Source organism: Mycobacterium sp. 852002-51613_SCH5001154, from assembly GCF_001667425.1.
In the GTDB taxonomy this organism is placed as follows: Bacteria; Actinomycetota; Actinomycetes; order Mycobacteriales; family Mycobacteriaceae; genus Mycobacterium.
On sequence record NZ_LZII01000052.1, the window covers coordinates 174,275 to 196,503 of the forward strand.

Here is a 22,229-nt window from a genome sequence, read left to right on the forward strand (position 1 = left end):
TTACGCGCCCAACACCCGCAGGCCAGGACGTACGGCCGACTTATTCTGCAGCGCGTCAAACCGTGTACGAGACTAACAGCTGGTCTGGGCAAGCCCGTCCAGGGCCGTCACCGAGGACCCATAAAAACCACAGGAAGCCGCAAGCCGTGGGGCGTAGAGTGCTCTTGGTTCGTTGCATTTGCTAATTAAATGGGGAGAGCATGACACGCACTGACCAAGACAGTTGGGACTTGGCCTCCAGCGTCGGTGCCACGGCCACGATGGTCGCCGCGGCCCGCGCGCTGGCCAGCGAGGGCGCCGAGCCGATCATCCACGATCCGTTCGCGGCGCCCCTGGTGCGAGCTGTCGGCCTGGAATTCTTCCGCCAACTGGTCGACGGCGAAGTGGCGTCCACGGACGCGGAGGACGGCGAACGGGACCTGCAGCTGGAAACGGATTCGATCGCGGTGCGCACGCGCTTCTTCGACGACTTCTTTCGGGGCGCCGCCCGCGACGGGATCCGCCAGTCGGTGATCCTGGCCGCCGGCCTCGACGCCCGTGCGTACCGGCTGAGCTGGCCGCCCGGGAGCGTGGTCTACGAGGTGGATCAGCCCAAGGTCGTCGAGTTCAAGACCGCCGCCATGGCCGAGCTGGGCGCCTCCCCGACCGCCGAGCGGCGCGCCGTCAGCGTCGATCTGCGCGACGACTGGCCGGAAGCGTTGCGGCGCAGCGGTTTCGACCCGGCGCAACCGACGTCGTGGAGCGCCGAGGGTCTGCTCATGTACCTGCCGCCCGAAGCCCAGGACCGGCTCTTCGACAACATCACCGAGCTCAGCGCGCCCGGAAGCAAGCTGGCCACCGAATTCCACGGCGACTCCGGCCGGACGATGACCGAACGTGCGCAGCAGTTCAACGAGCGGTGGGCAAACCTGGGCTGCGACATCGACCTGTCGGGGCTGTTCTTCGACGGGGAGCGCAGCAACGTCGTGGACTACCTGACCGGCCGCGGTTGGCGGGTGAGCACCCGGGAGCGGCGCGAGTACTTCGCCGACTACGGCCTCGTCTTCCCGGACGACGAGACGTCGCAGCTGCGCAACATCGTCGCCGTCACCGCGACGTTGAGCTAGCCACCCGCGAAAGCCTCACGCCGCCAACGGCTTTGCCGTAGCTCAGGCGGGCCTGGCGGACGGCGCGCGCACCACCATCGGCACGGCGGGGAAGCACCAGGCCATCTCGGTGCGCGACTTGCGCAGGGCCGCGGTGCCGTAACCCTTCTTGCGGTGCTCCGGGTGGATCCAGATGCGCACGTTGACCTCGCCCCCGAGCAGCTCGCCGAACACCATCCCGACCTTCTCGCCGGAATCGACGGCCACGAACCACGCCGCCTCCTCGTCGTCGAGGCGCCCCAGCGCCGCGCTGATTTCGTCGTCGAGGTTGCCGGCCGGCCCGCCGGACCCGTCGCCGGCGGCGCCCATGTCCTCGGTGCGGGCAGCGAAGATGTCGCGGTCATTCTCCGCCGAGAACGGTCGCAGCTCCAGGGTCTCCCCCGAGCTGGCCGGGCGCTCGCCGAGGGTGAAGCTGAGCTGCTTGTTCAGGTCCTCGAGTTCGGCCAGGATCTTGCGGCGCGAGTCGATGGTGAGCTGATCGAACGACATCCCCATCACCGCTTCGGCGGCCACGTGGGAGGTATCGAGCAGGCGGACGATCGCCTCGACCGCGGCCGCCTTGTTCTCGGACTCCACCACGACGTCGGCGATTTCATGCCGGCGTTCAAGAGCTTTCAGCAGGGCATCGGCGATCTCGCGACGGGCGGCTTTGCGATCCTGGTCGGTCATTGCACCAGCCTAGAACGCCGCCGGAGGGAGCGCGCTACATCTCCGGGTTCCCAGCTCCAGGAACCGTTGGTAGCGGTCCTCGACCGCGGCGGCCCAGGCGGGGTCGGGTTCGACGACGCGCTCGGTGGAGACCCAGCGGGCAGCGTCGGCGATCGAGGTTTCCAGGCCGGCCGCCATGCGCCCGAGGAACGCCGCGCCCAGCGCCGCCCCCTCGGGCACCGCCGACACCTCCACCGGCCGCCCGGTGGCATCGGCGATGGCCTGCATCCACGGTCCGACCCGAGTGCCGCCGCCCGTGGCGACGATCCTTGCCACCGGCGCCCCGCTCAGCTCGATGAGCTGACGGACCACGAAGCCCGACGCCTCGTAGGCGGCCCGGCGCAGCGCTGCCGCGTCGTGAGTGAGGTCCAGCGCTTCGAGCACGGCACGGCGATCCGGGTCATGGAACGGAGTGCGCTCCCCGCGAAGGTAGGGCGACCACACCGGCACCCGCCCGGGCTGCGCGGCGGCCGGGTCGCCGGATGCGACCACGCGGTCCACCCAGCCGAGGAACAGCCCGCCGGCATTGCTCGCCCCGCCGATCTGGCTCTTGCCCGCGGCGGTATGGGGGATGGTCCACAGGCCCGGCACCTGCCGGGCCTCGGGGATGGTGGTCCACACGATCAAGGTGGTGCCGCACAGCACCAGCACGTCGCCGTCGCGGTCGGCGCCGGCCACGATCTGCTCGCACAAAGCGTCGATGGCGCCGATTCCCAGCGCCGCGCCGCTGCCGTGCACCTGCCCGACGGCGGCCCCCATGCTCTCCACCCGCGGCATCTGTTCGGGCCGCGCGCCGCGCTCGGCGCACGCCTCGGGGTTCCAGCCCGTCCCGTCGAACAGCGGGTACGCGGTCGCGGCGGTGGCGAAGTCGATCACCGCTTCGCCCGCAAGGGCGTGGTTGGCCACCGCCGGCGCCGGCCAGTACCCCGCCGCGCCCGGCGCCTGCGCCGCCGTCCAGCGCAGGAACTCGGCGGCCTCGCCCAACGCCGGCAGCGGCTGCACGGGTTGCTCCGGTGTTCGGCCCCGTTCGTCGCCATACAACAGTCCCGGCGTCGTCGGCACGCCCGCGGCATCGACGGCCGTCAGCGACGGCACCATCGCCGATACGGCCACCGCGCGGACGTTCGGCCCGGGGTTCAGCTGGTTCAGCGCCGCCACCGGCCCCCGCCGCCACGCCTCGCCGGCGTCGTGCTCGAGCCGGCCGGGCGCCGGCACCCGCAACTGGTGCGGGATCCGGGCCCGCGCGGTCACCCGGCCGTCGGCGTCCGCGGCGACCGCTTTGACCGCGGTGCTGCCGACGTCGATGCCGATTGTGACGACTTCACGTGACACGGGCGTCACCGTACGCCAGCATTGGGGTTCGTGACGTCAAGACCGCGCGCGTTGGTGACGGCCCCGCTGCGGGGACCGGGCTTCGCCAAGCTGAAGCAGCTGGCCGACGTGGTGTACGACCCGTGGATCGAGCAGACCCCGCTGCGGATCTACAGTGCCGAACAACTGGCCGAACGCATCACCGCCGAGGCCGCCGATGTCGTTGTGGTGGAAAGCGACTCGGTCGGCGGGCCGGTGTTCGACTTGGGCCTGCGGGTGATCGCCTCGACCCGCGGCGACCCCAACAACGTCGACATCGCGGGGGCCACCGCGGCCGGGGTCCCGGTGCTGAACACCCCGGGCCGCAACGCCGACGCGGTCGCCGAGATGACGGTGGCGCTGCTGCTGGCCGTCACCCGCCAGCTCCTGCCCGCCGACGCGGATGTCCGCAGCGGCAACATCTTTCGCGATGGCAGCATCCCCTATCAGCGGTTCCGCGCCTGGGAGGTCGCCGGGCGCACCGCCGGTCTGGTGGGCCTCGGCGCCGTCGGCCGCGCCACCGCATGGCGGCTGTCCGGGCTGGGCCTGCGGGTCATCGCCCACGACCCCTACAACGACGACGCCCGGCACGGCCTGGACGAGCTGCTGGGCGAGGCCGACGTCGTCTCCCTGCACGCGCCCGTCACCGACGACACGGTCGGCATGATCGGGGCGCCGCAGTTCGCCGCCATGCGTGACGGCGTGGTCTTCCTCAACACCGCCCGCGCCCAGCTGCACGACACCGATGCGCTCGTCGACGCGCTGCGCGACGGCAAGGTGTCCGCCGCCGGCCTGGACCACTTCGTCGGCGAATGGCTGCCCACCGACCACCCGCTGGTCGGCATGCCCAATGTCGTGCTGACGCCTCACATCGGCGGCGCCACGTGGAACACTGAGGCTCGGCAGGCGCAGATGGTGGCCGACGACCTGGAAGCGCTGCTGGCCGGCGGGATGCCCGCCCACATCGTCAACCCGGAGGTGCTCGGCCCATGACGTCCGTGAAATCGGTGGCCCACCCCGAAACGGCGGTGCTCGACGCGGCCAAGGACATGCTGCGCCGGGGCCTGGTCGAGGGAACCGCGGGCAACATCTCCGCGCGGCGCTCCGACGGCAACATCGTCATCACCCCGTCGTCGGTTGACTACCGCGACATGCAGCTCGACGACCTCGTGCTCATAGACCCGGACGGTGCCGTGCTGCACGCCGCGGACGGCCGCTCGCCGTCCTCGGAGATGCAGCTGCACCTGGCCTGCTACCGCGCGTTCGACGATATCGGCAGCGTCATTCACAGCCACCCGGTGTGGGCGACCATGTTCGCCATTGCGCACCAATCGATTCCGGCGTGCATCGACGAGTTCGCGGTGTACTGCGGCGGGGACGTCCGCTGCACCGAGTACGCCGCCTCCGGCACCCCCGACGTCGGCGCCAACGCCGTCAAGGCGCTCGACGGCCGGGGCGCCGCGTTGATCGCCAACCACGGCCTGGTGGCCGTGGGGCCACGACCGGACAAGGTGCTGCACATCACCGCCCTGGTGGAGCGCACCGCCCAAATCGTTTGGGGTGCAAGGGCGCTCGGCGGCCCGGTGCCCATCCCCGAGGACGTCAACCGCAACTTCGCCGGCGTATACGGCTACCTGCGCGCGAACGCCTGATGCGCCCGGTCCGGTTCGGCCACGCGCGCGTGGCGCGGGTCCTCGAACTCCAATTCGACCTGACGACACGCCTTTTCGCGCAAACACCGCCGTCCGGCTGGCAAGACAACGCCGACCTGCTGGTGCCGGACTTCTTCGACCCATCCACCGATCAGTGGCACATCGCGATCCAAAGCTGGGTCATCGAGGTCGACGGGTTGACCGTCGTCGTGGACACCGGTGTCGGTAACGACCGCCAACGCCCGCACATGCAACCCCTGGACCACCTCAACACCGGATTCCTGGCCGCCCTGCGGTACGCGGGCGTCGACCGCGCCGCCGTGGACGTGGTAGTCAACACCCACGTCCACTCCGACCATGTCGGGTGGAACACCATGCTGGACAACGATTCCTGGGTGCCGACGTTTCCCAACGCCCGATACGTGGTGCCGGCTGCCGACTACCAGCACTTCGCACCCGATGGGCCCGCGGCGAGGCGATCGCCGCGCAGCGAGGAGGAAGCGGCTCAGCAGCGCGGCGACCAGCTCGTGTTCGCGGACAGCGTCGCACCGATCGCGGCGGCGGGACAGCTCGTCCAATGGTCGGACGATTACCAGGTCAGCCCGTCGCTGCGGCTGCGGCCCGCCCCCGGGCACACGCCGGGCTCCTCGGTGCTGTGGCTGGATGCGGGTCAGCCGGTCGTCTTCGTCGGCGATCTCACCCACAGCCCGCTGCAGTTGCGTCGCCCCGCCGACACCTGCGCCTTCGACGTGGACGGCCCCGCCGCCGCGGTGACCCGCCGCCGGATCTTCACCGAGGCAGTCCAGGCGAAGGCCGCCGTGATTCCCGCGCACTACCCCGGACGCGGTGGTGCGACGATCCTCGCCGCCGAGGACCGATTCGACGTCGACCGCTGGCTGGACATCGAATCCCTCTGACTAGCTAAAGCGGACCCGCAGCGATTCGTACACCGTCATGTTGTTCGTCAGGTCGGGAAGCACCATGGTCGGCTCGCCGACCTCGATCAGGTCGGTGTTCAACAAGATCTCGTCCAGGGCGGCCCGGACTTCCGCTCGGGCCAGCATGGCCCCCAGGCAGTGATGGGCGCCGCCACCGCCAAACGACTGGTGCGGATTGGGATTACGGCGAATGTCAAACCTGTACGGATCCTCGAAGACGTCCTCGTCGCGATTGGCCGATCGCAACATCGTCACCACGCGCGCACCCGCCGGGATCAGAACGTCGCCGAGGTGGACGTCCTTGGTCGCTCCGCGTACCCAGAACATGATGGGCGTGGAGTAGCGGATCACCTCCTCGACCGCCGTGGCGCGCACACCGGGGTCACAACGATAGATCGCCATCTGGTCGGGGTTGTCGACGAAAGCACGAATCCCGTCGCACAACGCGTTTCGTGTCGTATCGGCACCCGCCAGCCCGAGGATGAAGAAAAAGATCTCCAACTCGTTGGAGGGCAGCAGGAAGCGCTTTCCGGATTCTTCCGTGACTTCCGTGGTGCACAGCGCACTCCAGATGTCGTCCACGGGATGTTCGCGTTTGTGCGCCGTCAGCGAGCTTGCGTATTCGAACAGCTCCACGAAGGGCAACAGATCGTCCCCTTCGGGGAGGGACATCTGTGCACCAGCGGTCTTCAGAACTCGATCGATCAAACCGAAAACATGCGGGCGGTCGGATTCGGGGATCCCCACGATGTCGCCGATCACCGATATGGGCAATCCGGCGGCCAGGTGGACGAACTCGCCACCTCCGGACTCCCGCAGTGCCCCGGCCATCTCTTTGGCCCGACTGCGAATTCCATCTTCCAACTTGGCGACCGCGCGCGGAGTGAAGGCACGCGTGATGAGCCGGCGGCGGACGGTGTGATCCGGCGGGTCCAGACTCACGATCGCCGGGTAAGCGTCGAACAGTGCTACGTCCTGGATCAGCGGTCCGCGTGTCGCGGTGAACGTCTCGTAGTCGCGATGCACCCGTGCCACGTCGGCGTGCTTGGTACACACCCAGAATTCGCGGCCGACGGCCGACCTCACCTCCTCGGTGAGCCGCTGATGAAACACCGGCGTACGGGCGCGCAGTTCGGCGAACAGATCGTCGGGAAAGCGCGATGACCAGATCGCCGGCTCGGCGAGGTCGATCGTCGTGTCGCTCATGATGCACCACCCCCGATTTCGCTTCGCAGACCGCCCAATATCAACCGCAACCCGTACGCAAACGCTTCGTCACTTGGACCGTGTGCCCCGGCACCGGCGTGACGGATTTGCTCGAGCTGCACTGCCCCCAGCAGGTGGACGTAGAGCGTGGCGTGTGCCGCATCGAAATGTTCCGCGCTCAAACCGGATTCGTGCAGGATTCCGCGAGAGGCGCGGTCCATCTCGGTGGCCGCCGCCGTGTGCGGATGTTCCAGCAGCAGGACGGTGATCCCGGGCACCTCGACCAGCTCCTTCCACGCATTCGTGTAGAGCGCGATCAACCGTGACTCCCAGTCGCCCTCCTGCGGCACCTCGATCTGGGCGAGCACGGATTCGATGAGCAGATCGAGCAATTCGCGCTTGTCACGGACGTGGTAGTACACCGACGAGGCGGCCGTGCCCGCCTCAGCGGCCAGCTCGCGCATCGTGACCCGGTTGACGCCGACACGCTTGGCCAATTGCAACAGGTGCTTGGTCAAGTGCGCCCGGTCGAGCGCTCCGTGCCGCAACACCGGCGCACCTGATGCAGTCTGCACGCGTTCTCCCATCCGGGCCGTTTCGAACAATGTTCTGATTAGAACAACGTTCGACGCGCTCGTCAACGGTGGCGAAGGGATTCGGGCCCGCCAGTGACCGCTCGACAGGACCGGGACGCCTCGTCAGCGCCGTCGCCACCCGCGGGGCGAGAGCCCGTGGGTCCGGCCGAACAGCCGGCTGAAATAGCCGGGATCGGCGATCCCCACCCGCCTGGCGACCTCGGCGACCGGCAGATCCGTATCGGCCAGCAGCCCGCGGGCCTCGGCCATCCGGCGTTCGGTGATCCACTCCCCGACGGTGCGCCCGGTGCGGCGCCGCACCACGGTGGTCAGGTGCCCGGGCGTCACGCCAAGTTCGCCCGCGACGTCGCGCAGCGACAACGGCTCGGCGTGCCGGCGGTCGATCACCTCGAACACCTCGGCCAGCAGCGGCTCGCCCGCGCGGCGCAGCTCGGCCACCACCGCGCCCGCCAGCCGCGCGAGGTCGATCAGCAACAGCGTCAGATGTGCCAAGGCGGCCTGCCGATAGCCGTCCTGCCGTGCGAGCAGCTCGGCTTCGATCGACCCGATCGCCGCGTCCCAGACCGGCCGTCGCGCCGCGGGCACCTCCAGCCGCAAAATCCCACCGGCGTGCCCGTGCAGGAACGGGAACAGCAGCGGGTGCGCCCGCCACGCCGGCCAGGGCGATCGCCCGTCCTCGCCCAGGGTCGCGGGGTCGAAGAAGACAGCGACACCGGCGTCGCGATCGGCCAACTGCGCGGGATCGAGCACCCGCCCAGCGGCTGCCACGTAGACAAGCCCGGCCGCGGGCAGGTACCACAGCGCCGGGAAGTCGTGGATGTGGCGACCGCGGTCGACAAAATCCTCCGGGCCGGACCGCACCACCGTGACCGGGGGGTTGTCGGGATCGGTCCGGTATGCGTAGACCGGCACCCCCGCGCGCTGCCGAACCATCCGAGCCGGTTGCGCCATATCACCAAAAATAGTTCAAGTTTCTCCGAGAATCACCCAATTCTTCGCCGATGCATCGGTTCACCATGGATTGCGTGACAAAACATCATCCACATGACTACCTGCCGGCCGCCGGCCACGACGCGTTGCTCCCCACCTACGACCTGATGTCACGCCTGCTCGGCATGAAAAGGGTCCACGACGCGCTCCTCGCGCAGGCCGAACTCGACAACTGCCTCCGCATCCTGGAAATCGGCTGCGGCACGGGCAATCTCACCATTCGGGCGAAACGCTCCCATCCCCAGCTGGAGGTGGTCGGATGCGATCCCGACCCGCGGGCGCTTGACCGGGCGAGGCGAAAGGCGGAGGGGATCCGCTTCGAGCAGGGCTACGCAGAACGGCTGCCCTACGCCGACGGCGAATTCGACCGGGTGCTGTCGTCTTTGATGCTGCACCATATCGGCGACGACGCCAAAACCGCTGCGGCGGCGGAGGTTTTCCGCGTCCTTCGCCCGGGCGGCCGGCTGCACCTGGTCGACATCGGCGGCGACATGACCGATGACCACGGCCTGCTGGCGCGGCTCATCAGGCGCAACCACCACGCGGCCGGCAACCTCGGCGACGCGATCCCGCGACTGCTGCGCGGCGCCGGTTTCGAGTGCACCGAGGTCGCCTCGGAGCGGCACCGCGTTCTCGGGCGATTGAACTACTATCGCGCCACCCGCCCCGCCTAGACCGCCAGTTACGGTTGATGCCATGGCGCCCTACCGCGTGGTTCAGTGGTCCACCGGCAACATCGGAAAGCGAGCCCTCGGCATCCTGCTCGACCGCGACGACTTCGACGTGGTGGGCGTGCACGCCCTGGGGGCGGAGAAGGTGGGGCGCGACGCCGGGGAGCTCGCGGACCGGCCCCCGACCGGCGTCACCGCGACGGACGACGTCGACGCGCTGCTCGACCTGGCGCCGGACTGCGTGAACTACATGCCGCGGGCCATCGACTACGAACTGGTGGAAAGGATGCTGCGCCGCGGCATCAACGTGGTCACGACCGGAGACTTCCTGACCGGCACCCACCACCCGGCCGAACTCCCGGCCCTCGAGGAAGCAGCCCGACGGGGCAACGCGACCTTCCTGGGGACGGGATTCGAGCCGGGCTTCATCAACGTCGTCGCCGGGTTCCTCACCGGCGCGTGCCGACGGGTGCACAGCGTCAAGCTCGTCGAAACGTTGGACTGCACAACCTATCCCATACAGGACGTGTGGAAGGTGCTCGGATTCGGCAAGCCACCCCGTGAGCGGGTGACGCACCTCGACCCGGCGACGCAACGATACGGGCTCGGCTACTTCGAGACGCTGGACATGATCGCCGCCATGCTGGGCACCGAGCTCGACTCCAAGGAGGCATTCGTCGAGCCCGCGGTGCTGACCCGGGACCTGGATCTGGGCTGGGTGAACTACGCCGCGGGGACCGCCGGGGGCCAGCGCCGCACCTATCGCGGCTATCGCGGGGGCCGCCCGGTGGTCGAGCTGGCCATCTGCTGGACCATGAGCGACGACGCGCTGGACCCACAATGGACGGACCCCAAGGGATTCAGCGTGGTGATCGAAGGCGAGCCACGCGTGGACGCGACGATCCGGTTCGGCAAACCCGGCGAGGACGTGATGACCGTGTTGATGGACAGCACGGCCGTCGCGGCGGTCAACGCCATACCGTTCCTGTGCGACGCGCAGCCGGGGGTCATCACGCCGATCGATCTGCCCGTCACCGGATCCCGGGGCGCCCTGCTCTAGCGCTGGTCGAACGCGACGTTCGCGGCGCCGCCGCCGGGTTGCCGCGAATCGGGGGAAGCGTACAGTGGTTGGAGCTTGTTATATCGGCTAAATATTAGCCTAACTACTTCTGAACAGAGGCGAACATGACATCCACCAGGTATGAGGGCGACACCTGGGACCTGGCGTCCAGCGTCGGGGTGACCGCGACGATGGTCGCGGCCGCGCGCGCCGTCGCCACCCGCGCCGACCGTCCGCTGATCAACGACCCGTTCGCCGAGCCGTTGGTGCGGGCCGTGGGCGTCGACCTCCTCACCCGGCTGGCGACCGGCGAGGTGAACCCGGACGAGCTGAACGACGCGCACGACGGCGCGACCGGATCCACCGGCGCGATGTCCCGGATGGCCGACAACATGGCCGTGCGCACGAAGTTCTTCGACGAGTTCTTTCTGGATGCGACGCGTGCGGGCATCAAGCAGGCGGTGATCCTGGCCTCGGGGCTGGATGCCCGCGCCTACCGGCTGGCGTGGCCCGCCGGGACCGTCGTCTACGAGGTAGACCAGCCGCAGGTGATCGACTTCAAGTCGCGCACGCTGGCCGAGCTGGGCGCCGCGCCCACCGCCGACCGGCGCGTGGTGGCCGTCGACCTGCGCGACGACTGGCCAGCCGCCTTGCGCGCCGCCGGATTCGACCCGGCCCAGCCGACCGCCTGGAGCGCCGAGGGCCTGCTGGGCTACCTGCCGCCGGAGGCGCAGGACCGCCTGCTGGACACCATCACCGAACTCAGCGCCCGGGGCAGCCGAGTGGCGGTCGAAAGCGCGCCCAACCCCGAGCCCGGGGACGAGGAGAAACTCAAGGAGCGCATGCAGCACATCTCCGAACGCTGGCGGGCGCACGGTTTCGACCTGGACATGGCGGGGCTCGTCTACTTCGGGGACCGCAACGAGGCCGCCCCCTACCTCGGCGAGCGCGGTTGGTCGCTGAACGGCGCCAGCATCCGGGAGCTGTTCTCGGCCAACGGGCTTCCACCGCTCGAGGACGACGACATCCGCATGGGCGAGATGCTTTACGTAAGCGGCACGCTGGACAAGAAATAGGAGTCTTTGCATGACTATGGAATCGGGACGTACGGAAGGCGACAGCTGGGGACCCGGGTCCAGCGTGGGGGCGACGGCCACCATGGTCGCCGCCTCCCGCGCGGTGGCGTCGCAGGGACCCGACGCGTTACTCGACGATCCGCTGGCCGAACCGCTGGTCCGCGCCGTCGGCCTGGAGCCCTTCATCCGCATCGTCGAAGGACAGGTCGATTTCGAGGACGATCCGCTGTTCAATCGCAAGGCCCGGGCGGAGCAGATCACGGTTCGCACCCGGTTTTTCGACGACTTCTTCACCGGTGCCACCAAAGCTGGTGTGCGGCAGGCGGTGATCCTGGCGTCCGGCCTGGACACCCGCGCTTACCGCTTGCCGTGGCCGGCGGGCACCGTCGTCTACGAGATCGACCAGCCGCAGGTCATCGCGTTCAAGACCGACACGCTGGCCGGGCTCGGCGCCGCCCCGACAGCCGAGCGCCGCGCGATCGCCGTCGACCTGCGCGACGACTGGCCGGCGGCGTTGCGCGACGGCGGATTCGACGTGACGCAGCCCACCGCGTGGAGCGCGGAAGGGCTGCTGCCGTACCTGCCGCCGGAGGCGCAGGACCGGTTGTTCGACAACATCACCGCGCTCAGCGCGCCGGGCAGCCGGGTGGCCACCGAACACGTGCCCGACCCCAACGTCTTCTCCGACGAGCGATTGCAGCGCATCAGCGAACGGTGGCAGCGCTTCGGCTTCAACCTCAACGCGGCCGATCTGTTCTACCGCGGCGAACGCAACGTCGTCGTCGACTACCTGAAAACCCACGGCTGGCGGGTGGAGACCCACCCGGCCCGGGAGTTGTACGCGCAGAACGGCTTTGAATTTCCCGAGGACGAGATGTCGGCTACGTTCGGCGAGTTGAGCTACGTCGCCGCGACGCTGGCGTAGCGGGTTGGCTAAGGTCTCCCCCATGTCACGCGCTCACGACGACGAGTGGGATCTGGCGTCCAGTGTGGGCGCGACCGCGACCATGGTGGCCGCCGGGCGCGCCATGGCGACGAAGGATCCCCGCGGCCTGATCCACGACCCGTTCGCCGAGCCGCTGGTGCGCGCGGTCGCGGTCGACTTCTTCACCAAGATGATGGACGGCGAGCTCGACCTCGACGCGATCGAGAATGCGTCGCAGGTGCGCATGCAGGCGATGGTCGACGGAATGGCCGTGCGCACCAAGTATTTCGACGACTACTTCGTCAACGCGACCGGCGGCGGAATCCGGCAGGTGGTCATCCTCGCATCGGGTTTGGACGCGCGCGCCTACCGGCTGCCGTGGCCGGCCGGCACGGTGGTCTACGAGATCGACCAGCCCCGCGTCATCGAATTCAAGACGGGCACGTTGGCCGGTATCGGCGCCGAACCGACCGCGACGCGGCGCGCCGTGCCGATCGACCTGCGCGCCGACTGGCCGGCCGCCCTGAAGGCGTCCGGCTTCGATCCGACTGCGCCGACCGCCTGGCTGGCCGAGGGTTTGCTGATCTACCTGCCGCCGGAAGCCCAGGACCGGCTGTTCGACAACATCACCGCGCTCAGCGCGCCCGGGAGCACGATCGCCACCGAATTCGTGCCCGGCATCATCGATTTCGATGCCGACAGGGTGCGGGAGATGTCCGGTTCCTTCCGCGACCACGGCGTGGACATCGACATGGCGTCGCTGGTCTACGCCGGCGAACGCAACCACGTCCTGGACTATCTGCGGTCCAAGCGGTGGGACGTCGAGGGCACCACCCGCACGGAACTGTTCCGCCGCCAGGGCATCGAAGCGCCGCCCCCGCAAAACGACGACCCGCTCGGCGAGATCATCTTCATCAGCGGCAATCTCACCGGCTAGCTTTCTAGAACCGCGACGGGCCCGGCCACAGCACGCTGGCGCCGCTCAGCGTCTGCTCGACGTTGTCGAGGACGCCGGTGACCGTGCGGCCCAGCAGGGCGGCCAGCGCGTCCGGCAGCGATGCGGCGGCGGGTTGCGACGAGGCGCGCGGCCGCACCATGTCCAGCAGCGACGAGCCCGGATAACTGACGATGCGGACGTCGCTGTCCTCGTCGAGGCCGGCCAGGACTTTGGCCCGGCGCACGGCGGTGCGGAACCCGCCGAGTTCGTCGACCAGGCCGCGGTCCAGCGCGTCGGCGCCGGTCCAAATCCGTCCCTGCGCAACACGATCGACCGCCTCGGCGGTCAGGTTGCGAGCTTCGGCGACCCGCTGCACGAAGTCGGCGTAGAACAGGTCCGCCTCGGCTTCGCGATGCGCCTGCTGCTCCGGCGTGAACGGTGCGTCGATCGACCAGGCGTCGGCATTGGCGTTGGTGCGCACGGTATCCGACCCGACGCCCAACCGTTCCAACAGATCGCGGATCACCAGCTTGCCGGTGATCACACCGATCGAACCGGTGACCGTCGCCGGGCTGGCGATGATCGCGTCGGCCCCCATCGAGACGTAGTAACCGCCGGAGGCGGCGACCGCGCCCATCGAGGCGACCACCGGCTTGCCCCGCTTGCGGGCGCGGGTCACTTCGCGCCAGATGCTCTCCGACGCGGTGATCGTGCCGCCGGGGCTGTTCACCCGCAGCACGATCGCGGACACCGAGTCGTCGGCGCCGGCCTCCCGTAGCGCCGCCCCGATGGTGTCGCCGCCGGCGGTGGCCGTGCCCAGCGGCAGGAACTGCGGCCCACCGCGTCCGTCGACGATCATGCCGTCGACCGTGATGACGGCCAGGGTCGGCTTGGGCCGGCGGCCGGGAACCGGTGGCTTGGGTGGGGCCAGCCGGGAGCGGGCCGCACCGGCATAGCGCGTCAAGTACAGCCGCGGCGGGGCGGCGTCATCCGAAACATCCTCAACCCCAACCAGTTCCGCTATGCGGGCGTAGGCTTCGTCGCGAAATCCGATCCGGTCGAGCAGCCCGGCGGCCACGGCGTCGTCACGCAACAGCGGCGCGCGATCGGCCAGCGCGTCGAGCGCGCCGGGGTCGAGCTTGCGCGATTCGGCGATCGCCTGCCACGCCTGCTGCTGCAGGCTTTCCAGCATCCGGGTGACGGCCTCGCGGTGGGCCGTGGTGAAGCCGTGTTCGGTGAAACGGTTTGCCGCCGACTTGTATTGGCCGCGCGCGACGAATTGGGGTTCGATCCCCGCCTTGTCGAACGCGTCGCGCAGGAAGGTGGCGTTGCTCGCGAAGCCGATCAGCCCGACGCTTCCCGACGGCTGCATCCAGACCTCGCCGAACGCCGAAGCCAGGTAGTAGGACAGCGTGCCCGGATAGGTTTCCGCCCAGGCCAGCGACGGCTTGGCGGCGGTGAACGCGGCGATCGCCTCGCGCAGCTCCTGCACCGCCGCCGGTGGTGAGGCCGTAAGTTGCACGCGGGCGATCAGCCCGGCGACCCGCGGATCCTCGGCCGCGCGGTGGATGGCGGCGACGGCGTCGCGCAGCGCCATCGGCCTGCCACCGGTGAAGATCGCGAGCGGGTCGAAACCCGTGGCCTCCGGCGGCGCCGATCGCAGGTCGAGCTCGAGGACACAGCCATTGGGTACGCCGTGGTGGCGGGCGGTATCTACTCGTACGGCCAACGCGCGGACGTCGTCGACCCCGGGCATCGAGGGCAGGAAGGCGAACATGTTTGCAGCGTACCGACACCGCCGCCGTACGGTGGTGGGGTGAGGTTCTCGATCGCCATCCCCCAACTCGACTACGACCGGTTCGACGCCGAAGGGCTGCGCGCTTACCTGCTTCGGGCCGAGGAGCTCGGGTTCGAGGGGGGTTGGGTACTCGAGCAGATCATCGGGGACGCACCGCTGCTGGCACCGCTGGAGCTGCTGGCCTACTGCGCGGCCTGCACCGAGCGGCTGCGCCTGGGGGTCGCCGTGCTGGTGACGTCATTGCACGATCCGCTGCAGCTGGCCTCCTCCGTCACCGCGGTCGACCGGCTCAGCCACGGCCGGCTGGACGTCGGCGTCGGGACGGGCGGCGGCTTCCGCAGGTTCGCCGCGCTCGGCGTCGAAAAGGATACGTACATCTCGTATTTCACCGAGGGCCTCAAGCTGATGAAGGCCGCCTGGTCCGACGAACCCCGGGTTACCTTCCATGGCCGGTTCCGCGACGTCGACGACGTGCCGATCGCGCCCAAGCCGGTACAGCGGCCGCACCCGCCCATCTGGTTCGGCGGCCTGGCCCCGAAGGCCCTGGCCAGGGCGGTGCGGCACGGCGACTCCTTCCTGGGCGCCGGTTCGTCGACCACCCAGGCCTTCGCCGGGGCCGTGACGGTGGTGCGTCGCGAACTCGACGAACAGCGAAAGGACCCAGTGCATTTCACGATCGGCAAGCGCGTCTACCTGATGGTCGACGACGATGCGGCGCGCGCTCGCGAGCGCGTGCTGGCCGGGCTGCGGCGGATTTACGGCAAGATGCCCGGCGTCGAAGACGTTCCGGTGTCGGGCACGCCCGACGACGTGGCCCGCGGGCTGCGCGAGGTGATCGACGCCGGGGCCGAATACCTGCTGCTCAATCCCGTCGGCGTCGATGTTCCAGAGAACCGGGAGCAGATGGAACGCCTTGCCGCGGAAGTCATTCCGCTGCTGGGCTGACTACAGCTCGGTCGCCGAGCCGCCCGCGGCGGTGATCTTCTCGCGGGCGCTGCCGCTGAACTTGTGCGCGGAGACCTCGAGCTTGACGGTCAGCTTGCCGTCGCCGAGGACCTTGACCAACGCGTTTTTGCGGACCGCGCCCTTGGCCACCAGCTCGTCGACACCGATGGAACCGCCCTGGGGGAACAGCCGATTGAGGTCGCCGACGTTGACGACCTCGTATTCGGTGCGGAATCGGTTGCGGAAGCCCTTGAGCTTGGGCAGCCGCATGTGAATCGGCATCTGGCCGCCCTCGAAGGTGGCCGGCACGTTCTTGCGGGCCTTGGTGCCCTTGGTGCCGCGGCCCGCGGTCTTGCCCTTCGAGCCCTCACCGCGACCGACGCGGGTGCGGGCGGTCTTCGACCCGGGCGCGGGCTTCAGGTCGTGCAGCTTGATCGTCATTTCTTCTTCCCTCCGGTCCCTGCGGCTTGCGCCTCGGCCGGCTCCACCTCGACGAGGTGGTTGACCACCGCGATCAGGCCGCGGGTCTGCGGGTTGTCCTCACGGATCACCGAATGGCGAATCCGTCGCAGGCCCAGGGTGCGCAGGCTCTCCCGCTGCTTCCAGCGGGCCCCGATGGTGCTGCGCACCTGGGTGATCTTCAGTTGGCTCATTGCGGTGCCGTTCCCTCACGCGCGGCACTGGCGGCCAGCGCTTCGCTTTCCCGTCGCGCCTTGAGCATTCCGGCCGGGGCGACGTCCTCGATGGGCAGCCCGCGGCGGGCCGCCACCTCCTCGGGACGCTGCAGCAGCTTGAGCGCGGTGACGGTGGCATGCACCACGTTGATCGCGTTGTCGCTGCCCAACGACTTGGCCAGGATGTCGCGCACCCCAGCGCATTCCAGCACCGCACGCGCCGCACCGCCGGCGATCACACCGGTACCCGGGCTGGCCGGACGCAGCAGCACCACGCCGGCTGCGGCTTCACCCTGCACCGGGTGCGTGATGGTGCCACCGATCAGCGGTACACGGAAGAAGCCCTTGCGTGCCTCCTCGACGCCCTTGGCGATGGCGGCCGGAACTTCCTTGGCCTTGCCGTAGCCGACGCCGACCATGCCGTTGCCGTCGCCCACGATGACCAATGCGGTGAAGCTGAAGCGCCTACCACCCTTGACCACCTTGGAGACACGGTTGATGGCGACGACCCGCTCCAGGTAGTTGCTCTTGTCGCCGTCGCGGTCGCGTCCACCGCGGCCGCCGCCATCGCGCCGGCCGCGGCTGTCGCGGTCACCGCGCGAGTCACGGCTGTCCGGGGCGCCCTGCCCGCCGGCCGACTGTTCCGCCATTATGCGGTCCTTCCAGTCTTGTTCGAGGTCTCGATCATCTAGAAACTCAATCCGTTCTCGCGGGCGGCATCGGCCAGCGCCGCAATCCGTCCGGCGTAGGTGTACCCGCCGCGGTCGAACACCACGGTGTCGATGCCGGCGGCCTTGGCGCGCTCGGCGATCAATTGGCCCACCCGCACGCTGCGGGCCTTCTTGTCGCCCTGCAGGCCCCGCACATCGTCCTCGATGGACGACGCGGCGGCCACCGTGGTGCCGTTCTCGTCATTGACCAGCTGCACGTGAATGTGCCGCGCGGACCGGTTGATGACGAGCCGCGGGCGCTCCGGGGTGCCGGCGATCTTCTTGCGAAGCCGGGCGTGCCTACGCAGCCGCGAGACCCGACGAGTTGCGGATACGCTCTGCCCCACCGGCTTTCGCGCGGCGGTGTCAGCTTGTTTTTGCGCCATGACTACTTACCTGTCTTTCCGACCTTGCGGCGGATCTGCTCGCCCTCGTAGCGCACGCCCTTGCCCTTGTACGGGTCGGGACGGCGCAGGCGGCGGATGTTCGCCGAGATCTGACCGACCTTTTGCTTGTCGATGCCGGTAATCGAGAACTTCGTCGGGGACTGGACCGCGAACGTGATGCCCTCGGGCGCCTCGATGACCACGGGATGGCTGTAGCCCAGCGCGAACTCGAGGTTGGCGCCCTTGAGCTGCACGCGGTAACCGACCCCGAAGATCTCCATCTTGGTGGTGTATCCCTCGGTCACGCCGGTGACCAGGTTGGACACCAGGGTGCGCGACAGCCCGTGCAGCGAGCGGTTGCGCCGCTCGTCGTTGGGGCGGGTGACCACGATGGCGCCGTCGTCGTTGCGGGCCACCGTAATCGGTTCGGCGACGGTCAGATTCAGGCTGCCCTTGGGCCCCTTCACCGAGACGTTCTGGCCCTCGATCGTTACGTCGACTCCGGTGGGAACCGGAACCGGCTGCTTACCAATGCGCGACATGTCTACTCCCTCACCACACGTACGCGAGGACTTCGCCGCCCACGCCCTGTCTGGCTGCCTGACGATCGGTCAGCAGGCCCGAGGAGGTCGAGATGATCGCCACACCCAGGCCGCCGAGCACGCGCGGCAGGTTGGTGGATTTCGCGTACACCCGCAGACCGGGCTTGGACACTCGCCGCAGTCCGGCGATGCTGCGCTCCCGGCTCGGTCCGTACTTGAGCTGGACGATCAGCGACTTGCCCACCCGAGCGTCTTCGGTCCGGTAATCGCTGATGTAACCCTCGCTCTTGAGGATCTGGGCGATGTTGGCCTTGATCTTGGAGTGCGGCAACGCCACCTCGTCGTGATACGCCGAATTGGCGTTGCGCAGACGTGTCAAGAAGTCTGCGATCGGATCCGTCATCGTCATCGAGCGCCACTCCTCTTCATCGCTGCGCTCTGCATCGTCGTTGTCGCAGTCATGACAGTGTCTGTCACCTTCCTCGCGGTGGTTCCCGGTCAGGGCCTGTCGCGTGCCTGTTCTGGGTTGGTCTAGGGGTCCTGGCTCTTACCAGCTGCTCTTTTGCACGCCGGGCAGCTCGCCCGCGTGCGCCATCTCGCGCAGGCAGATCCTGCACAGGCCGAATTTGCGGAAGACCGCGCGCGGGCGGCCGCACCTGTTGCAGCGCGTGTAGCCGCGCACCGCGAACTTCGGCTTGCGTGCGGCCTTGTTGACCAGTGCCTTCTTCGCCATCTACTCAGTTCTCCTTGAAGGGAAAGCCGAGGGCCCGCAACAGCGCTCGTCCTTCGTCGTCGGTCGTCGCCGAGGTGACGACGTTGATGTCCATGCCGCGAACCCGGTCGATCTTGTCCACGTCGATCTCGTGGAACACCGACTGCTCGGCCAGCCCGAACGTGTAGTTGCCCACACCGTCGAACTGCTTGGGCGAAAGCCCGCGGAAGTCACGGATACGGGGCAACGCGATCGAGGTGAGGCGGTCCAGGAACTCCCACATGCGGTCTCCGCGCAGGGTGACGCGGGCGCCGATCGGCATGCCCTCGCGCAGCTTGAACTGCGCGATGGACTTGCGCGCCCTGCGAATCTCGGGCTTTTGCCCGGTGATCAGCGCAAGGTCGTTGACCGCGCCGTTGATCAGCTTCGCGTCCCGCGCCGCATCGCCAACGCCCATGTTGACAACAACTTTCGTCACGGTCGGGATCTGCATGACGTTCCCGTAACCGAACTGCTGCTGAAGCGAATCGCGAATCTCGCTGCGGTAGCGCTCTTTCAGGCGGGGTTGAACTTTCTCTGCGGTGGTCATCAGATGTCCTTGCCGTTGCGCTTGGAGATACGAACCCGCTTGCCGGTCTCCTCGTCGACCCGGTAGCCGACGCGGGTGGGCTTACCGTCGGAGTCGACCACCATCACGTTGGAGGCATCGATCGGCGCCTCCTGGGTGACGATTCCACCCGACTGGGCTCCGCGCTGGTTGCTCGAAACCGCGGTGTGCTTCTTGATCGAGTTGACTCCCTGGACCAGGACCCGGTTGCGCTCCGGGTAAACCTTGAGCACCTTGCCTTTGGCGCCCTTGTCCTTGCCGGCGATGACCAGGACGGTGTCGTCCTTCTTGATTTTCACTACAACACCTCCGGGGCCAGCGAAATGATCTTCATGAACCGCTTCTCACGCAGCTCGCGGCCGACAGGGCCGAAGATGCGCGTGCCGCGCGGGTCGTTGTCGGGCTTGATGATCACCGCGGCGTTCTCGTCGAACTTGATGTAGCTGCCGTCCGGGCGGCGGCGCTCCTTGACGGTGCGCACCACGACGGCCTTGACCACATCCCCGCGCTTGACATTGCCGCCGGGAATGGCGTCCTTGACGGTGGCGACGATGACGTCCCCGATGCCGGCGTAGCGTCGCGACGAACCGCCGAGCACCCGGATGCACAAGATCTCCTTGGCGCCGGTGTTGTCGGCGACCTTCAGCCGCGATTCCTGCTGAATCACTCGATCTCCTGACCTGGTTGCGTGTGCACGGCAGGAGGCAAGCCACAGCCCACCGAATAACCTGACATGCGCGGTCTTTGTCACCGAAGGGCACGCGGGGCCGATTCGCACCGGCCGAGGTCTGCCCAAGGCAACCCCTAGAGTCTAGGTGACGACCAGCTCAGAGCCAAATTCGCGGCCGAGGCGGCTTTGGGGCGGGCTCAAGGAGCCGTTCCCCCGATTCTCCGGATATCTGCGAGGTGGTGCACGCCTTCGTGCATCGCCTGGCGCACGAACCAGCGGGCGGTGCGCTGTTCGCCCGGCAACCGGGTCGCGGTGCGGTCCCAGTCGTGGTCTTTGACGCGCGCGACCTCGTCGCGGAAGCCCGCCACGGCGGCGGCGAGCTCGACGAGCGTGGCCTCGATGTCGCAATCGTTGTACCGGAAGCGGCGGGCCCGCAGATCGTTGAACATGGGCTCGCACGCGGGCTCGTGCTCGGTGCGGACGCGGTGCAGCCGGATGGTGAAGGAGACGTAGACGTCGCGCAGATGACAGAGGTATTCGGCGACCGACCACACTTCGGGGCTGGGCCGTGACCGCCGCGCCCCGGGCGGGATCACGGAGATCGCCTCCCGAACCGCGTCCGGCAGACCGGCGATCACACCGACCGCGTCGTCGGTCCGAGTGTCCGCGTAACTCATTCCACAATCAGCGCAGGCGTGATCTTCGGCCGCCAGTGGGGGCAGGGACGCGGGCATCTCCAAATCCTCCCCCTAGCTCGGTGGCGGCCGGTTCGCGACCACCCGCCGGGCTGCAGCGCATCCCCGGACTCAGCCGTCGATGTGCATCGGCGGGTCGGCGAAGGCGGGATCCGACGGGTGCTGGTCGGGCCCCATCGACTCGCAGTGCCCGTCGGGCACCAGGTAGGAACTGGCGCCGTTGGGAATCAAGCGGGGAACGGCCACGCAACGTTGCCAGGTGCCGTCGGGCTGGACCGGCCCGTCGCACTTACTGAGGACGTTTCCTCCGTACTGGCAGCCCGCGCTGGCCGGCGGCGCCGAGGCGATCAGCTCCGCGGCCAGGAGCAGGCTCGCGAATCCTCCGACGATGCCGCGCTTCATGCTTGCCTCCCGTCACCAGCCCAGCCGGCAAGTACTGACGCTACCGCTTGGGTAAGTGGCATTGGCTGCCTTTGAGGTCTCGATTCGCGTGCCAGGCGAGTGGCGCCCGTTCGCGGTCGTATAACCCCTTGACCGGCCGTCAAAACGGCGGTGGTTCGTCGTCGGGCGGCGGTGCGGGTCCGGCGCGTTGTGCTCGGCGGGCTTGGTGGTTGTTGCGGCGTTCGGTGGCTACCCGGGAGGCGCGGTCTTGGGCGCGGGTGCGGCGGCGTTTGGGCATCATCGCGGTGCGCTGGGCGCAGTAGTCGTCGAACGGTGGGTCGACCTCGGCTGCAGGCGCACCGCCGACCGATCGGCACAGGCTGGGGAACAGCAGCGCGCTGCCCGGGGTGGTGACGTAGGTGCGCCCGGCCGGGGAGGTCAGGATCAGCGTCGCGTCGGGCAGCTGCTTTTCCTGCCACCCCCAGAAGGTTTTCACCAAATGATGGGTGCGGCAATAACATTTGAGGTTGGAGGCGTGCGTGGGCCCGCCGGCGCTGTAGGGGATGGTGTGGTCGATGTCGCAGGCCACCGCCGGGCAATCACAGCCCGGCCAGCGGCAGGTCAAATCCCGGCACCGCACGAAATCGGCCAACGCTTGGGAGGGCACGTAGCCCTTCTCGGGAGGTGCGTCGCCGGGGTGGACCAGCGGCACCAGCTTGGCCGCGGCGGCCAACTCGGCGATCAGCTCGGGCGGGATCAGTCCTTCGGCGCCCAGCTGGCAGCCCGGCGCCTCACGAGTGCCGTCGATGGTGGCTTGCTCGGCGATGACGTGAATCACCACCGGCCCCGCCGGTG

29 protein-coding genes are annotated in these 22,229 nt (G+C 68.6%); 10 read left to right on the top strand and 19 right to left on the bottom strand.

Going from position 1 to position 22,229, the window contains the following annotated elements:
• Positions 1–200: 200 nt before the first annotated feature.
• Positions 201–1,106 (top strand): class I SAM-dependent methyltransferase, encoded by a 906-nt coding sequence (locus tag A5750_RS13935; protein ID WP_067263486.1) that lies wholly within the window; start codon positions 201–203, stop codon positions 1,104–1,106.
• Between the two features lie 42 nt (positions 1,107–1,148).
• On the opposite strand, the gene A5750_RS13940 is transcribed toward A5750_RS13935, so the two are convergent.
• Both A5750_RS13940 and A5750_RS13945 read right to left on the bottom strand, forming a co-directional pair.
• Positions 1,149–1,814: a GNAT family N-acetyltransferase gene (locus A5750_RS13940; RefSeq protein ID WP_066945823.1), complete on the bottom strand. Its 666-nt coding sequence runs from the start codon at positions 1,812–1,814 to the stop codon at positions 1,149–1,151.
• Positions 1,815–1,823: 9 nt separating this feature from the next.
• On the bottom strand, positions 1,824–3,185 hold the full coding sequence (locus tag A5750_RS13945) for an FGGY-family carbohydrate kinase (protein WP_066945988.1): 1,362 nt from the start codon (positions 3,183–3,185) through the stop codon (positions 1,824–1,826).
• A gap of 30 nt (positions 3,186–3,215) precedes the next feature.
• Between A5750_RS13945 and A5750_RS13950 the strand changes: the two genes are divergently transcribed.
• Genes A5750_RS13950 through A5750_RS13960 form a run of 3 tightly spaced genes read left to right on the top strand, consistent with a single transcriptional unit; the run spans position 3,216 to position 5,772 of the window.
• Positions 3,216–4,196, top strand: a complete 981-nt coding sequence (locus A5750_RS13950; RefSeq protein WP_066945826.1) for an NAD(P)-dependent oxidoreductase — start codon at positions 3,216–3,218, stop codon at positions 4,194–4,196.
• Positions 4,193–4,855, top strand: a complete 663-nt coding sequence (locus tag A5750_RS13955; RefSeq protein ID WP_156622590.1) for an L-fuculose-phosphate aldolase — start codon at positions 4,193–4,195, stop codon at positions 4,853–4,855. The genes A5750_RS13950 and A5750_RS13955 overlap by 4 nt, the downstream gene beginning before the upstream one ends.
• On the top strand, positions 4,855–5,772 hold the full coding sequence (locus A5750_RS13960; protein ID WP_066945829.1) for an MBL fold metallo-hydrolase: 918 nt from the start codon (positions 4,855–4,857) through the stop codon (positions 5,770–5,772). The genes A5750_RS13955 and A5750_RS13960 overlap by 1 nt, the downstream gene beginning before the upstream one ends.
• Here the strand turns inward: A5750_RS13960 and A5750_RS13965 are convergent, their stop codons facing one another.
• From A5750_RS13965 to A5750_RS13975, 3 genes are all read right to left on the bottom strand, one after another.
• Positions 5,773–6,999 carry a cytochrome P450 gene (locus tag A5750_RS13965; RefSeq protein WP_066945832.1) on the bottom strand — a complete coding sequence of 409 codons (1,227 nt, stop codon included), beginning with the start codon at positions 6,997–6,999 and terminating at the stop codon, positions 5,773–5,775.
• Positions 6,996–7,574, bottom strand: a complete 579-nt coding sequence (locus A5750_RS13970; protein WP_231989195.1) for a TetR/AcrR family transcriptional regulator — start codon at positions 7,572–7,574, stop codon at positions 6,996–6,998. The genes A5750_RS13965 and A5750_RS13970 overlap by 4 nt, the downstream gene beginning before the upstream one ends.
• 123 nt (positions 7,575–7,697) lie before the next feature.
• Positions 7,698–8,546, bottom strand: a complete 849-nt coding sequence (locus A5750_RS13975) for an AraC family transcriptional regulator (RefSeq protein WP_066945835.1) — start codon at positions 8,544–8,546, stop codon at positions 7,698–7,700.
• A 74-nt stretch (positions 8,547–8,620) separates the two neighbouring features.
• On the opposite strand from A5750_RS13975, the gene A5750_RS13980 reads away from it, so the two are divergent.
• From A5750_RS13980 to A5750_RS14000, 5 genes are all read left to right on the top strand, one after another.
• Positions 8,621–9,259, top strand: a complete 639-nt coding sequence (locus tag A5750_RS13980) for a class I SAM-dependent methyltransferase (RefSeq protein ID WP_369828582.1) — start codon at positions 8,621–8,623, stop codon at positions 9,257–9,259.
• Between the two features lie 22 nt (positions 9,260–9,281).
• Positions 9,282–10,316 (top strand): dihydrodipicolinate reductase, encoded by a 1,035-nt coding sequence (locus A5750_RS13985; protein WP_066945838.1) that lies wholly within the window; start codon positions 9,282–9,284, stop codon positions 10,314–10,316.
• Positions 10,317–10,441: 125 nt separating this feature from the next.
• On the top strand, positions 10,442–11,392 hold the full coding sequence (locus A5750_RS13990; RefSeq protein WP_066945841.1) for a class I SAM-dependent methyltransferase: 951 nt from the start codon (positions 10,442–10,444) through the stop codon (positions 11,390–11,392).
• Positions 11,393–11,408: 16 nt separating this feature from the next.
• Positions 11,409–12,317 carry a class I SAM-dependent methyltransferase gene (locus A5750_RS13995; RefSeq protein ID WP_066945843.1) on the top strand — a complete coding sequence of 303 codons (909 nt, stop codon included), beginning with the start codon at positions 11,409–11,411 and terminating at the stop codon, positions 12,315–12,317.
• A gap of 22 nt (positions 12,318–12,339) precedes the next feature.
• On the top strand, positions 12,340–13,254 hold the full coding sequence (locus tag A5750_RS14000) for a class I SAM-dependent methyltransferase (protein WP_066945846.1): 915 nt from the start codon (positions 12,340–12,342) through the stop codon (positions 13,252–13,254).
• Between the two features lie 4 nt (positions 13,255–13,258).
• Here A5750_RS14000 and sppA read toward each other — a convergent pair whose 3' ends face one another.
• A complete protein-coding gene (gene sppA, locus A5750_RS14005) occupies positions 13,259–15,031 on the bottom strand; it encodes a signal peptide peptidase SppA (protein WP_067263497.1) in 1,773 nt (590 codons plus the stop codon).
• 39 nt (positions 15,032–15,070) lie between these two features.
• Here sppA and A5750_RS14010 point away from each other — a divergent pair, with 39 nt between their 5' ends.
• On the top strand, positions 15,071–15,997 hold the full coding sequence (locus A5750_RS14010; RefSeq protein ID WP_067263500.1) for an LLM class flavin-dependent oxidoreductase: 927 nt from the start codon (positions 15,071–15,073) through the stop codon (positions 15,995–15,997).
• Here the strand turns inward: A5750_RS14010 and rplO are convergent, their stop codons facing one another.
• The 13 genes from rplO to A5750_RS14075 form a co-directional block, all read right to left on the bottom strand.
• On the bottom strand, positions 15,998–16,438 hold the full coding sequence (rplO, locus tag A5750_RS14015; protein ID WP_067263503.1) for a 50S ribosomal protein L15: 441 nt from the start codon (positions 16,436–16,438) through the stop codon (positions 15,998–16,000). It abuts the gene before it with no gap.
• Complete coding sequence (gene rpmD / locus A5750_RS14020) at positions 16,435–16,650, bottom strand: 50S ribosomal protein L30 (RefSeq protein ID WP_046185988.1); 216 nt, start codon at positions 16,648–16,650, stop codon at positions 16,435–16,437. The genes rplO and rpmD overlap by 4 nt, the downstream gene beginning before the upstream one ends.
• A complete protein-coding gene (rpsE, locus tag A5750_RS14025; RefSeq protein WP_066945871.1) occupies positions 16,647–17,321 on the bottom strand; it encodes a 30S ribosomal protein S5 in 675 nt (224 codons plus the stop codon). Before rpsE ends, rpmD begins: the two co-directional genes overlap by 4 nt.
• Positions 17,322–17,359: 38 nt before the next feature.
• Entirely contained in the window at positions 17,360–17,728 is a 369-nt protein-coding gene (rplR, locus tag A5750_RS14030; protein WP_082948339.1) for a 50S ribosomal protein L18, read from the bottom strand.
• A gap of 41 nt (positions 17,729–17,769) precedes the next feature.
• Entirely contained in the window at positions 17,770–18,309 is a 540-nt protein-coding gene (rplF, locus tag A5750_RS14035) for a 50S ribosomal protein L6 (RefSeq protein WP_067263506.1), read from the bottom strand.
• A 10-nt stretch (positions 18,310–18,319) separates the two neighbouring features.
• Positions 18,320–18,718: a 30S ribosomal protein S8 gene (gene rpsH / locus A5750_RS14040; protein ID WP_066945882.1), complete on the bottom strand. Its 399-nt coding sequence runs from the start codon at positions 18,716–18,718 to the stop codon at positions 18,320–18,322.
• Between the two features lie 138 nt (positions 18,719–18,856).
• A complete protein-coding gene (locus A5750_RS14045) occupies positions 18,857–19,042 on the bottom strand; it encodes a type Z 30S ribosomal protein S14 (RefSeq protein WP_007167851.1) in 186 nt (61 codons plus the stop codon).
• Between the two features lie 4 nt (positions 19,043–19,046).
• Positions 19,047–19,610 carry a 50S ribosomal protein L5 gene (rplE, locus tag A5750_RS14050; RefSeq protein ID WP_066945885.1) on the bottom strand — a complete coding sequence of 188 codons (564 nt, stop codon included), beginning with the start codon at positions 19,608–19,610 and terminating at the stop codon, positions 19,047–19,049.
• A complete protein-coding gene (gene rplX / locus A5750_RS14055) occupies positions 19,610–19,927 on the bottom strand; it encodes a 50S ribosomal protein L24 (RefSeq protein WP_066945894.1) in 318 nt (105 codons plus the stop codon). Before rplX ends, rplE begins: the two co-directional genes overlap by 1 nt.
• On the bottom strand, positions 19,927–20,295 hold the full coding sequence (gene rplN, locus A5750_RS14060; protein ID WP_003403649.1) for a 50S ribosomal protein L14: 369 nt from the start codon (positions 20,293–20,295) through the stop codon (positions 19,927–19,929). Before rplN ends, rplX begins: the two co-directional genes overlap by 1 nt.
• Positions 20,296–20,495: 200 nt before the next feature.
• Positions 20,496–20,975 carry a DinB family protein gene (locus tag A5750_RS14065; protein WP_231989196.1) on the bottom strand — a complete coding sequence of 160 codons (480 nt, stop codon included), beginning with the start codon at positions 20,973–20,975 and terminating at the stop codon, positions 20,496–20,498.
• A 129-nt stretch (positions 20,976–21,104) separates the two neighbouring features.
• Positions 21,105–21,395 (bottom strand): hypothetical protein, encoded by a 291-nt coding sequence (locus A5750_RS14070; protein WP_066945900.1) that lies wholly within the window; start codon positions 21,393–21,395, stop codon positions 21,105–21,107.
• Positions 21,396–21,534: 139 nt separating this feature from the next.
• Positions 21,535–22,229: HNH endonuclease signature motif containing protein (locus A5750_RS14075; RefSeq protein WP_156664336.1), on the bottom strand; the 695-nt coding region annotated here is incomplete at its 5' end.